Raw genomic sequence first — 11,405 nt, 5'->3', positions numbered from 1 at the left:
ACGGTCCCTCCACCCTGGCTCCTACATACCTCGTAGGAGCCGGCGGGAACATACAAGCTTGCTCGACTGCTGTTGGCAGAAGCAGTCGAGCAAGCTCGACTCTACAAAGGCCAGAGCCAGAGCCAGAGCCAGAGCCACGGCCAAAGCCAAAGCCAAAGCCAAGGCCAAGGCCAAGGCCAGAGCCAATGCCAGAGCCACGGTCAAAGCAGTCGAGCATGGCTCGACTCTACAATTCCGCTACTTCGCCGAGACCCGCCAGACGACGTCGCCTACGTCGTCAGCCACCAGCAGCGCGCCGTCGGCGTCCATCGCCATGCCCACCGGGGCGCCCATCAGGGTCTTTTCATCCTTCGATGCAAACCCGGTCACCACCGGTTGCGGGCGGCCGGTCGGCTTGCCGTCCTTGAACGGTACGTACACCACTTCATAGCCGCTCAGCGGTGACCGGTCCCAACTGCCGTGTTCGCCGATGAAGGCGCCGCCGTGGTACTTCGCGGGCAGCGACTGGCCGGTGTAGAACAGCAGGCCCAGCGGTGCCACGTGCGAGCCGATGGCGTAGTCGGGCTTGATCGCCTTGGCCACCAAATCGGGCCGCTGCGGTTGCACGCGTTCGTCCACGTGCTGGCCGTAGTAGCTGTAGGGCCAGCCGTAGAAGCCATCCTCCTTCACCGAGGTGAGGTAATCGGGTACCAGGTCAGCACCGATCTCATCGCGCTCGTTGGCCACCGCCCACAGCGCGCCGGTGCTCGGTTCCCAGTCCAGGCCGGTGGGATTGCGGATGCCCGATGCGTAGATGCGGCTGCCACGGGTGGCCACGTCCACTTCCAGCACCACGGCGCGGCGGTATTCCACGGCCAGGCCATTTTCGGTGATGTTGCTGTTGGACCCCACGCCCACGTACAGCTTGCTGCCATCACGGCTGGCCAGCAGTTCCTTGGTCCAGTGGTGGTTGATGGTGCTGGGCAGATCGGTGAACTCGCGGCCCGTGTCGGCCATGCGGGTGGCGCCCGGCACGTACTGGTACTGCATGATGTTGCCGGTGTTGGCCACATACAGCGTGTTGCCGATCAACTGGATGCCGAACGGCGAATGCAGGCCTTCGATGTAGACGTGCTGGGTCCAGGTATCGGTGCCCGGCGTACGCCGCAGCAGGGTGACCCGGTTGCCGCCCTTGCCGGCCTTGCCCGAGCGCGCCTTCACCTTGCCGGCAATCCACTGCTTGGGCGTGGTGACCGGTTCTTCGCCCGGGCCATTGCCCTCCACCACCAGCACATCGCCATTGGGCAGGGTCAGCAGGCGACGCGGGTGCTGCAGGTTGGCGGCAATGCGCTCGATCTTCAGGCCTTCGGCCACGGCCGGCGCCTGGCCTTCGGCCCAGCCCACGCCCTTGGGCACCTGCATGGGCGGCATGAGGAAATTGGCCGGCTTGGGCAGCGGCGGCTGCGGACCGGACTGGTCGGCCGGGTGGTATTCGGCCTTGCCGGCGCAGGCGGCGAGCATGACCGCCAGGGAAAGGATGCCCAGCGTGGGCAGGATGCGCTCAGCCATGACGACCTCCCTGCAGCACCGGGGCCTGCAGTGACAACAGGATGTAGCCGATCGCGATCAGAGCCACGGTCAGCGCGGACAGCACGGTGCCCGGCACCGCCACCGCATAGGCGTCGCGGCTGTGCACGAAGGCGTTCCAGATGGCCAGCACGATGGCCAGCAGGTTCAGTACGAAATCCACACGGTCCACGCCGGTGGCGGTGCCGTTGCGGCGCCACACCGCGAACAGATTGATCAGGCGCGGAATGATGGCGATCAGCAGGCCAAAGGTGATCAGCCAGGCGGCGGACTTGCCCCACATCACCTCGGCGGTGTTGAGGTAGAGGATGTCGAAGATCAGCGCGGCGACGAAGAAGCCGAACGGTATGGGGTTCAGCAGACTGAAAATTGTGGTACCCGGGCCGCGATGGGCCTGGGCGACGGGGTTGACCATGGTCGTGCTCCGAAGGGGGAAGGACTGCACGGGCCGTAGTAGCACAAGCGGCCGGGAGGCAACGCGATGATGGCGGCTGGGGCCACGGCCGGGCTTGGATGGATGTGCCGGGACAGGCCCGGCGGACACCGGTAGATCCACGCCATGCGTGCATGGGCCGAGCCGGGTGGTGCATGGCGGCTTGACCGTGGAATGCCGGGCGATGCGTGACTGCTTGGCTTGGAATGCCGGGCGATGCGTGACTGCTTGGCTTGGAATGCCCGGCGATGCGGGACTGCTTGGCTTGGAATGCCGGGCGGTGCGTGGTTGCTTTGCTTGGAATGTCGGGCGATGCACGACTGTTTGGATTGGAATGCCGGGCGATTCGGGACTGCGTTGCATTGGTAGAGTCGAGCTTGCTCGACTGCTCTTTGCTACGGCAGTCGAGCAAGCTCGACTCTACGAAGAACCAGGGCAGTCGAGCAAGCTCGACTCTACGGGTGCGTGTAATCAGGGTACATAGACCAGGTGCAGTGTGTAGTCGAAGTCGTCGTCGGTTTCGATGATGTCCACGCTCATCACCAGATCGCTTCGCCCCTCTCCCTGCGTGTACAGGTCGACCAGGACCTGCCAGTGATGCCCGTTCCACTGGCACACCGAGGATTCCCAGCTCGTCTCCGGCAGCGGCACTAGGGTTTCGCCGTAGTCCTTGAGGATGCCGGTGATGGCCTCCCACGTATCGGCGGTGCGCAGGTACACGTTTGCCGTCTGCGGCGGGCGGCCGGCTGCGATTTCGTTGGCCATCCAAGTCAGGACGGGGCGGAATGCCGCATCCACGGGGCCTTCGCTGGTTGGGTCTTTGCTGACCATCTGTAGTCCTTCAGAGGCAGATCGCATGTTTGGCGCGGACGGTTCGTGCCAACCAAGGTTGGCACCTACCAGGCTAATGGGCACCCGATGGGGGCGCGATCATTCGAACGTCAGGCTGGCGCGGCGGGCGGTGCGCAGCGGGATGAACAGGGCGGCGGCAAACACCACCAGGAACGGTGCCGACAGGATCGCGGCGTCCTTGCTGCCAAACGCGATCAGGTTCAACTGCAGATCGCCAATCCATTCCAGCCGCATGAACACCAGTATCAGGCCACCGAAGGTGGGGCACGGCAGGCCACCGTGGCCGGCCATCAGCAGCGTGGGCGACAGCAGCGCAGCCAGGAAGGCGAAGCCCGCCCGATACAGCCACGGGTTGCCCTGCCAGCGCGGCGCACGCCGCCACATCAGCACCAGCAGGGCCAGTGGCAGCAGCGGTGCCAGCAGCACCAGCGCCAGGATCATGGCCATGCGGTTTCACCCGCGGCGCGGTGTTCTGCCATAAGACCCTGCATGCGCTTCTCCTGTAGTCGTCCTTGAAGGGTGCATTGTTGCGGTTGTGGACGGAGTGTGCCAACCAAGGTTGGCACCTACCAGAGCGTGCGGTGGTGGCGTAACGATTCGTTGCGCGGGCGATGACGCTGGCGAAAGGTGCGCAGCGCTACACTCGCCTCAGTGCTTCATGGAGGATCACGCATGCGCCTGCTGCATCTCACCCTGCCGGTCTCGAACGTCGAAACCGTTGCCGGCTATTTCCGCGATGTGCTGCAGCAGCGCGTGGTCGGCCACCATGTGCACATCGGCTGGAGCACGATCGACCTGCAACCGGCGGGTGCCCACGCCACCGGTGGCGTGCACCTGGCCTTCAACGTGCCCGATAACCGCTTCGCCGAAGCGCTGGCGTGGCTGCGCGAACGCACGCCGCTGCAGCGCAATCCCGAGGGCATCGATTACTTCGCGCTGGAAAGCAACTGGCAGTCGCAGTCGGTGTACTTCACCGGGCCCGACGGCCTGATCCTGGAACTGATCGGGCGCAAGCGCCTGCCGGCCGGTACGCATACCGGCGCCTTCCACGGCAGTGAACTGCAGTGCCTGAGCGAGGTGGGCCTGCCCAGCGATGATGTGGATGCGGTACGCGCCGACGTCAGTGCGCGCTTCGGCCTTCAACCGATCAGTCCGCCGTCGGCGCAGTTCGCGCCGATGGGCGACGACGAGGGCCTGCTGATCGTGGTGGCCGCCGACCGCCGCTGGTTCCCCGAGCAGATAGACCTGCCCAATGCACAGGGCCTGGTGCTGCAGATCGGTGGGGTGGCCGGCAGCGGTGAACTGCACGACGACGCGCGCGGATGGCGCGTGTACACCGTCTGATCTACCAGCTACCCGAGGCGCCACCGCCGCCGCTGCGCCCACCCCCACCGCTCCAGTCGCTGGACGAGGACGAGCTGGACGACGAGCTGCCCCAGCCACCGCGGCGGTCGTCGTCATCGTCGTCGCTGCGTGTGCCGGTACCCACCAGCATGGCCACGGCCCAGCCCATGTAGCCCACGGCGCCGAACACCAGCAGCAGCGCTTCGGTATCCAGCCGGTCCGGCTGCAGCAGCGTCCACACCAGGCCCGCGCCCATCACCGTGCCGAGCAGCAGCACACGCAGGGCGAAACCACGCCGGCTTTCCTGCCAGCGGTCGCTACCCAGGGTCAGCGGGAACCACAGCACCACTGCGGCGATGCCTGCCAAGAAGTACAGGGCCACATGCACGAACAGTCCAGGGAACACCCCGCGCGTGGCCAGCACGGCCACGCTGATACCGATGCTGGCGACCAGCAGGCCCCACAGCGCGCGCCGCAGCGATGGGCTGCGCCGCCACCGGTGCCCGCAGAGCCATGCCAGTGGCACGGCCGTTGCCAGCACGAACAGCATCGGCACGATCTGCCGCGGCACCCACACCGCGGTCGCCAGCCCGGCCAGCGCGATCAGCGCGAGCCAGTGCAGCGGGCGGTACCACCACCGTCGCACCGGCACGGCTGCCGCACGCCCCTGCCAGCGGCCCAGCGCGAACCCGGCCATCAACGCCAGCAGCAGGATCGTATCCATGCCCTGCCAGGCCAGATCCAGCAGATGGTTGCTGCGTGGCGGTGGCAACGGCTCGCCGTCCACCAGCCCTGCCAGCAACGCGCTGCCGTCCAGCACGCCCTGGTCCAGATCGCCCTCGCGGAAGCGCGGCAGGATGGCTTCTTCGATGATGCGCTTGGCGTAGGCATCGGGAATGGCGCCTTCCAGCCCATAGCCGGGCTGGATACGCACGTGCCGGTCCTGCACGGCCACCAGCAGCAGCACGCCGTCATCCACGCCCTTGCGACCCAGCTGCCACTGGTCGAACACCCGCTGCGCGTAGGCCTCGATGCTTTCCTGGCCGGTACTGCCCACCAGCAGCACCTGCAGTTGTGCGCCGCCCTTGCGGGCCTGCAGCGCGCGCGCCTGCTGTTCCAACGTGGCACGTGTGGCCGGGCGCAGTGCACCGGCCGGGTCGACCACCGGGCCATCCAGCGGCGGCACCTGCACCTGCGCCCAGGCCAGCACGGGCCACAGCAGCAGGAGCAGCAGCGCCGGCCACGACGCAAGGCGGCCCAGCGCCTGCTTCACCGATGCCGCTCGCTGTCGATCTGCGCATGCAGCGCGCGCAGCTGGGCGACGTTGTCTTCGAACACCTGCATGTCCGCATCGACCAGCGCGGGCCAGTCGGGCGCATGCCCCAACAGCTGCGCCACCTGCTGCTGGGGTGCGCGATCAAAGCCTTCGCCCAGCACCTGCAGGTAACGCACGCGGAAGCCTTCCGGGTCCTGCTGGTCCAGCGCGTACAACTGCACGGCCAGCAGCCCGGCGTAGAGGTAGTTGACCAGGTAGTTCGGGTCTTCATACATCAAGCGCTTGCCGATCCAGGCGTTGCGCAGTTCCGGGTAGCGCTGCGGCTGTTGGCCATAGCGCGCCAGCACCTGCCCGGTAAGCTGGTCCAGATCATCGGCGGTGCCCAGGGTATTGTTGGCCACGCCCTGGTAGATCGATCGCTCCAGCTGCGCCTCTTCTGCCGACGTGAACACCTGCAGCACCATGTCGTCCAGCAGCGACTTGAGGTAGTACGCCTTGGCACGCGGGTCCTGCGCCTGCTGGTACAGGCGTTCGCGGAAGCGCAGTTCGTTGTAGATCGCAAACGCTTCGGTCAGCCACGCGCTGCCATTGAGCTGCAGCGGCGATGCATGGTTCCGCTGCATCCACTGCCCGTGCAGGCTGTGCCCGGCTTCGTGGACGATCTCCACGTCACTTTCCAGATCACCACTACGCTGGCCCACGAACAACAGCGCGGGTGCATCGGGTGCAAACACCGGGAATGCATCCTGGCTGCGCTGGCCGCGCGCGGTGTCCAGATCCATGCGCTGGCTGGCAGGGTCCAGCAGCGCGCGCAGCTCTTCCACGTAGGCCGGACCCAAGTGCTGCATGGCATCGGCGGCGGTATCGCGCAGCTGTTGCAGGGTCAGCACGGGCGGCACGTAGCCGGCATCGGGCACCGTGGTATCCCAGGGCTGCGGGTTCGACACGCCGTTGTTTTCTGCATGCCGCAGCAGCTGCTGCTGGTAGGCATCACGCTGCGGGGCATGGCGTTCCACCGCGGCCAGCGTGGTCTGCACGGTGGCAGCGTCCAGCCCCATGTGGCGATAGCCACGCTCGGTAGCCGAGGCGTGGTCCTGAAGCTGCGAGGCGCTGTCGTTCACCTGCACCAGCCCCAGCAGCACCGACGCCATCGGATCGCGCCGCGACTGCAGGCCCTGCCAGTATCCCTTCCAACCTGCCTCGCGCAGCGCGCGGTCGGGCTGCTGGGCCAGCGCCAGCCGATCGGCGCCGGTGTCCCATTGGCGCCCGTCGTGCTGCAGTTGCGGATAGACAGCCGTGCGCATGATCTGTCGGCGCAGCCGCGCGAAGCTGTCCATGGCCGGGCCGGCCAACGCATCCACCGCGTCATCCAGCGCGGCATTGCTGGGCAGGGCGGCTTCCTGCTGCGCACGCTCGCGCAGGAACGGGTAGGCGTTGGCCCAGCCGGCATCGGCCGGCGCTGCATGCAGGGCCGCCCTGCCGGCGCGGGCAATGCTGCCGCACAAGCCCATCACCTGGTCCAACGCCTGCGCCGGGCGACGATCGCGGGCATCGCGGCCGGCCTGCAGGTGCAGGTAGGCATAGTGGCGCAGGCATTGCGCCTGCAGCTGCTCGGCCTGCCGGAAGCGCACGGCGGGATCGCCCCCGGTCGCCGCCTGCAGCGCCGCCGTCTGTTCGGCCAGAACCGAGCGCGCGGTCTGCTCGGCGCCGGCGCTGGCGAAGTACGCGCGGTCATCGGCGTGCAGGGTCTGCGCGCTGGCGGTTCCAGTGGCAAGCAACAGCGCGGCGACGTGGGCGAAGGTTCGCATCCTGCGGGTGTTCATGGCATGTCCTTGTAGCGTCGAGCTTGCTCGACTGCCTTTCGCATTACGCCAACAGCAGTCGAGCAAGCTCGACTCTACGGGGCGGCGAGGCCGGCGTTGTTCAGATCGATTCATCGGCCCGGCTCACCAGCGTCCAGCACGGGGTGCGGGCGAAGGTGTAGACCTGCTGGTCGCTGGTATCGGGGGTGCGCATCAGCACCTGCATCTGGCCGTCGGCCTGCGCGGTGACGGTCATCTCGCGGCCACGGCCGGCCAGCGTGGCCGGATCCGGCATCACCGGCCATTCCACCTCGGCCAGCGGCAGCTGCTTTTCCACGGTCTTCGGCTCGGGTTCGGCACCGGCATCGACGTAGCTGTCGCGCAGCGGATCGGCAGTGGCCGTTTCCTGCAGCGCAATCTCATTGCCGAAGTGCTTCAGGAAGGTATCGAACTGCTCGTGCAGGCAGGCCGGTGCGGCGGGCGTAGCGGGTGCGGCTGCGGCGGCCTGCGCAGCTGGGGCCGCCGCTTCTGCGGGCTGCGGCTGCGAAGCCTGCGGGGCCTGGGTGCAGGCGGCCAGGGCAAGGCTGAAGACAGGGGCCAGCAGCACAAGGGAACGGCGGCAGCGCATGGGATCATCCTGATTCCGGTTCGGTCGCACCATCCTACCCTGCGCCGTACAATCGCGTTTTTCCCGAGCCCGGCCCTGCCATGCGCGCCCTGTCCCTGTTGATTGGCCTGTTGCTGCCCGCGCTGTGGCCGGCCGTTGCGCTGGCCGTGGAAGCGCGGCCCGGCGATCTGCTGTTCGTCAGCGCCGGCCAGACCGGCCTGAGCGCTGCCATTGATGATGCCACCGCGCGCGAAGGCGGCACCCGCTTCGACCACGTAGCCCTGGTGGCCGATGGGCCGGGTGAACTGCAGGTGCTGCACGCCGATGAAAAGGGCTCGCGGCAGCAGACGCTCGCGGAATTCCGCCAGGACGCACGGGACAAGCAGCGGCAGATCGTGGTGTACCGCCTGCGCGCGGCGCCGCCGCAGGTGCTGGCCGATGCCATCGCCACGGCGCGCACCATGCTGGGCAAGCCGTACAACACGGCCTATGTGTTGAACGAGGACAGCTACTACTGTTCGGATTTCATTGAGCGCGCGTTCCGCACCCACCATGTGTTCGCGCTGCAGCCGATGAACTTCCGCAATCCGCAGACCGGCAAGATTTCCCAGCACTGGGTGGATCTGTATGCCGGCATGGGCATGGCGGTGCCGCAGGATCTTCCCGGCACCAACCCCAACGACATGGCGGCCACCCCCGCGCTGCAGCGGGTGGGCCTGCTGTAAACACGCCTGTTGTAATCACGCTTGCCATAACAGACGAAGCCCCGCACCAGGCGGGGCTTCATCGTTCACGCGTGGGCTGCACGCGGGTCATTCTTCTTCGTCATGGCCGCCCTGCTGCTGGTTGCGCTGGTTGCGCTGCTGCTGTTCCTGCTGCTGTTGCTGCTGCTGGTCGCGGCCACGCCCCTGCTGCTGATCCTGCTGGTTCTGCTGGCCCTGCTGCTTCTGGTTCGGGTTCTGGTTCTGCTGTGCCATGTCCGATCTCCAAATGCCACGCGCGGAATGCGGTGGACGTGCGCATGGTCTGCAGCCGAAGGTTAACCACGCGTTGCAGCGCGGCTACGGGCGCGTGCACGGCGGTGAATGAACACGCGCGGACCCTTGTGCCGCAAGCGCATGAAGGATTCATGCGGGTTGCGCATGTGCTTATGCCGGCCGCGTGCCGCGCCCATTAAGGTGGGCAGGCGCTTGCTGGCTGCGCGGGGCCGCCCGACAATCGATGTCCTTCTCTACGCCGAGTGAACGATGGACCGTTCCGCCCCGCTGTTCCGCCGGGTAAACGCACGGGCACGCAACAGCCGCCACGGCGAGCACGGCGGCGAGTACCGCCACGAGCGCCATCGCAAAGGCACGCTGGCCAGTGAGGCCACGCGCGGTTCGATGCACGCCGGCCACCGCCACGGGCGCGACTACACACCGCTGTTCCGCTTCCTGCTGTCCAAGGTGGGCCAGCCTTGGGTGCAGGTGCATTCGGAAGCCTGCGCGCGGCTGGATACGCCCGAACCCATCACCTGGATCGTGGCCACCGGCAATGCCCCGCGCCGCGACCAGGTGCGCGTGGGCGAGGCCTCGTACTTCAGCGGGCTGTACGTGGATGAGGCCGGTCTGCTGCAGCGGGTGGCACCGGCGCTGACGGCGAAGGACATGCTGCCCTCGTGCACCTGCTGCACGCATACCTTCAACGGCGTGCGCTTCGGCGAAGACGACGCCGGCTGACCGCCTACGCCTTTGGTCCGATTTGCAGCCGCCCCCGGCCGCGCCTATCGTCGGGCAGACCCTTGGCGGAGACACGCATGGCCCCCGACAGCACAGCACGGCCTTCCTACGACCAGGCCCTGGCCGACTTCGATCTGGCGCAGTGGGAAGCGCGCCTGCAGGGCGATCTGCAGACCGGTGTGAATGCCTGCGTGGAATGCTGCGACCGCCACTGCGGGCGCAATGCCACCGCGCTGCGCTGGGTGGATGCGCAGGGGCACCTGCACACCTACACCTTCGAACACCTGCGCGAGGCTGCTGCGCGCGCCGCGAACGTGCTGGCCGAGGCTGGCATTGCCCGTGGTGATGTGGTGGCCGGCCTGCTGCCGCGCACGCCCGATCTGCTGGCGGTGATCCTGGGCACATGGCGATTGGGCGCAATCTACCAGCCGCTGTTCACCGCGTTCGGGCCCAAGGCCATTGAAACGCGGCTGGCCACCGGGCGCACCGCGCTGGTGGTGACCGACCTGGCCAACCGCAGCAAGCTGGACGGGGTGAGCGGCTGCCCTACCGTAGCCACCATCGCCGGCACCGGGCTGCGCGTGGCCGACGGCGATATCGACTGGCGGGCGCGCACGTACCAGGCACCGGCCGAGCGGGCCCCGGTGATGCTGCGCGGTGACGAACTGATGGCCCTGCTGTCCACGTCAGGCACCACCGGCAGCCCCAAGGGCGTGCCGGTGCCGCTGCGCGCCTTGCTGGCCTTTGCCAGTTACATGGAACTGGCGGTGGATCTGCGCGCCGACGATGTGTTCTGGAACATTGCGGATCCCGGTTGGGCCTATGGTCTGTACTACGGGGTCACCGGCCCGCTGCTGCTGGGCCATGCCACCACCTTCAGCGAAGCCGGCTTCAGCGTGGCCGGGCTGAACCAGATCATCCAGCAGTTGGGAGTAACCAACCTGGCGGGCTCGCCCACCGCCTACCGGCAGATCATCGGTGCCGGCCCTGCGGCCAGCGCCGGCATCAAGGGGCAGCTGCGGGTGGTCAGCAGCGCGGGCGAGCCGCTGAATCCGGAAATCGCCCGCTGGTTCCGCGAACACCTGGGCACCACGGTGCTGGACCACTACGGGCAGACCGAAACCGGCATGGTGGTGAACAACCACCACGCGCTGGCCCACGCGGTGCGGCCCGGGTCGTCCGGCTTTGCCATGCCCGGCTACCGGGTGGCGGTGCTGGATGAGCACGACAACGTCCTGCCGCCGCGCACGCCGGGCATCCTGGCGGTGGATGTGCAGCAGTCGCCCATTCTCTGGTTCACCGGCTACTACGGCGCCGAGACGCCCGCGCTGCGCGATGGCTGGTACCGCACGGGCGATTCGGTGGAGTGGGAGGATGATGGTTCGATCAGTTTCATCGGCCGCTCCGATGATCTGATCACCTCGTCGGGCTACCGCATCGGGCCGTTCGATGTAGAGAGCGTGCTGATGGAACACGCCGCGGTGGCCGAGGCCGCGGTGATCGGCGTGCCCGATCCGGAGCGCACCGAAATCGTGAAAGCCTTCGTGATCCTGCGCGATGGCCACAGCGGCGATGAAGGGCTGGCCACGGAACTGCAGCAGCACGTGCGTTCGCGCCTGTCTGCCCACGCCTACCCGCGCCAGGTCGAGTTCGTGGCGCAGGTACCGAAGACACCCAGCGGCAAGGTGCAGCGATTTCTGCTGCGCAAGGCAGAGATCGAGAAGCAAGCGGCGGAGTCGTAGAGTCGAGATCCTATGTTCGTGGTCAAGTCTGCTGGAAGCAGGCTTGACCCACTTTCAGCATGCTC

General features: G+C 67.3%; 12 protein-coding genes. 4 read left to right on the top strand and 8 right to left on the bottom strand.

Annotation, left to right across the window (positions count from 1 at the left end):
* Nucleotides 1-237: 237 nt before the first annotated feature.
* From G4G00_RS21250 to G4G00_RS21235, 4 genes are all read right to left on the bottom strand, one after another.
* Nucleotides 238-1,548 carry a sorbosone dehydrogenase family protein gene (locus G4G00_RS21250; RefSeq protein WP_164276417.1) on the bottom strand — a complete coding sequence of 437 codons (1,311 nt, stop codon included), beginning with the start codon at nt 1,546-1,548 and terminating at the stop codon, nt 238-240.
* Nucleotides 1,541-1,981 carry a DUF2231 domain-containing protein gene (locus G4G00_RS21245; protein WP_164276414.1) on the bottom strand — a complete coding sequence of 147 codons (441 nt, stop codon included), beginning with the start codon at nt 1,979-1,981 and terminating at the stop codon, nt 1,541-1,543. The genes G4G00_RS21250 and G4G00_RS21245 overlap by 8 nt, the downstream gene beginning before the upstream one ends.
* Nucleotides 1,982-2,470: 489 nt before the next feature.
* Nucleotides 2,471-2,830: a hypothetical protein gene (locus G4G00_RS21240; protein WP_164276411.1), complete on the bottom strand. Its 360-nt coding sequence runs from the start codon at nt 2,828-2,830 to the stop codon at nt 2,471-2,473.
* A 99-nt stretch (nt 2,831-2,929) separates the two neighbouring features.
* Nucleotides 2,930-3,298 (bottom strand): hypothetical protein, encoded by a 369-nt coding sequence (locus G4G00_RS21235; protein WP_164276409.1) that lies wholly within the window; start codon nt 3,296-3,298, stop codon nt 2,930-2,932.
* Nucleotides 3,299-3,523: 225 nt separating this feature from the next.
* Here G4G00_RS21235 and G4G00_RS21230 point away from each other — a divergent pair, with 225 nt between their 5' ends.
* On the top strand, nt 3,524-4,195 hold the full coding sequence (locus G4G00_RS21230; RefSeq protein WP_164276405.1) for a VOC family protein: 672 nt from the start codon (nt 3,524-3,526) through the stop codon (nt 4,193-4,195).
* A gap of 1 nt (nt 4,196) precedes the next feature.
* Here G4G00_RS21230 and G4G00_RS21225 read toward each other — a convergent pair whose 3' ends face one another.
* From G4G00_RS21225 to G4G00_RS21215, 3 genes are all read right to left on the bottom strand, one after another.
* The gene (locus G4G00_RS21225; protein ID WP_164276402.1) at nt 4,197-5,468 is read right to left on the bottom strand and encodes a TPM domain-containing protein; all 1,272 of its coding nucleotides are present in this window, start codon (nt 5,466-5,468) and stop codon (nt 4,197-4,199) included.
* Complete coding sequence (locus G4G00_RS21220) at nt 5,465-7,294, bottom strand: M3 family metallopeptidase (protein WP_240336203.1); 1,830 nt, start codon at nt 7,292-7,294, stop codon at nt 5,465-5,467. Before G4G00_RS21220 ends, G4G00_RS21225 begins: the two co-directional genes overlap by 4 nt.
* Nucleotides 7,295-7,394: 100 nt before the next feature.
* A complete protein-coding gene (locus G4G00_RS21215) occupies nt 7,395-7,901 on the bottom strand; it encodes a hypothetical protein (protein ID WP_164276399.1) in 507 nt (168 codons plus the stop codon).
* A gap of 80 nt (nt 7,902-7,981) precedes the next feature.
* On the opposite strand from G4G00_RS21215, the gene G4G00_RS21210 reads away from it, so the two are divergent.
* The gene (locus G4G00_RS21210; RefSeq protein ID WP_164276396.1) at nt 7,982-8,605 is read left to right on the top strand and encodes a YiiX/YebB-like N1pC/P60 family cysteine hydrolase; all 624 of its coding nucleotides are present in this window, start codon (nt 7,982-7,984) and stop codon (nt 8,603-8,605) included.
* Between the two features lie 87 nt (nt 8,606-8,692).
* Here the strand turns inward: G4G00_RS21210 and G4G00_RS21865 are convergent, their stop codons facing one another.
* A complete protein-coding gene (locus tag G4G00_RS21865) occupies nt 8,693-8,857 on the bottom strand; it encodes a hypothetical protein (RefSeq protein ID WP_180886923.1) in 165 nt (54 codons plus the stop codon).
* A gap of 270 nt (nt 8,858-9,127) precedes the next feature.
* Between G4G00_RS21865 and G4G00_RS21205 the strand changes: the two genes are divergently transcribed.
* A complete protein-coding gene (locus G4G00_RS21205; RefSeq protein ID WP_164276393.1) occupies nt 9,128-9,598 on the top strand; it encodes a hypothetical protein in 471 nt (156 codons plus the stop codon).
* Nucleotides 9,599-9,675: 77 nt separating this feature from the next.
* Nucleotides 9,676-11,340, top strand: coding sequence for an AMP-binding protein (locus G4G00_RS21200; RefSeq protein ID WP_164276390.1), 1,665 nt, complete (start codon nt 9,676-9,678; stop codon nt 11,338-11,340).
* The last annotated feature ends 65 nt before the right edge of the window (nt 11,341-11,405 follow it).

It is taken from the genome of Stenotrophomonas sp. B1-1 (assembly GCF_010894375.1).
In the GTDB taxonomy this organism is placed as follows: Bacteria; Pseudomonadota; Gammaproteobacteria; order Xanthomonadales; family Xanthomonadaceae; genus Stenotrophomonas.
This window is presented reverse-complemented; position numbering and strand designations above follow the sequence as displayed.

Coding starts and splice junctions, on each gene's coding strand:
- G4G00_RS21210 (WP_164276396.1), top strand. CDS start 7,982: ATGCGCGCCCTGTCCCTGTTGATTGGCCTGTTGCTGCCCGCGCTGTGG.
- G4G00_RS21865 (WP_180886923.1), bottom strand. CDS start 8,857: ATGGCACAGCAGAACCAGAACCCGAACCAGAAGCAGCAGGGCCAGCAG.
- G4G00_RS21230 (WP_164276405.1), top strand. CDS start 3,524: ATGCGCCTGCTGCATCTCACCCTGCCGGTCTCGAACGTCGAAACCGTT.
- G4G00_RS21200 (WP_164276390.1), top strand. CDS start 9,676: ATGGCCCCCGACAGCACAGCACGGCCTTCCTACGACCAGGCCCTGGCC.
- G4G00_RS21205 (WP_164276393.1), top strand. CDS start 9,128: ATGGACCGTTCCGCCCCGCTGTTCCGCCGGGTAAACGCACGGGCACGC.
- G4G00_RS21245 (WP_164276414.1), bottom strand. CDS start 1,981: ATGGTCAACCCCGTCGCCCAGGCCCATCGCGGCCCGGGTACCACAATT.
- G4G00_RS21235 (WP_164276409.1), bottom strand. CDS start 3,298: ATGGCCATGATCCTGGCGCTGGTGCTGCTGGCACCGCTGCTGCCACTG.
- G4G00_RS21250 (WP_164276417.1), bottom strand. CDS start 1,548: ATGGCTGAGCGCATCCTGCCCACGCTGGGCATCCTTTCCCTGGCGGTC.
- G4G00_RS21220 (WP_240336203.1), bottom strand. CDS start 7,294: ATGAACACCCGCAGGATGCGAACCTTCGCCCACGTCGCCGCGCTGTTG.
- G4G00_RS21215 (WP_164276399.1), bottom strand. CDS start 7,901: ATGCGCTGCCGCCGTTCCCTTGTGCTGCTGGCCCCTGTCTTCAGCCTT.
- G4G00_RS21240 (WP_164276411.1), bottom strand. CDS start 2,830: ATGGTCAGCAAAGACCCAACCAGCGAAGGCCCCGTGGATGCGGCATTC.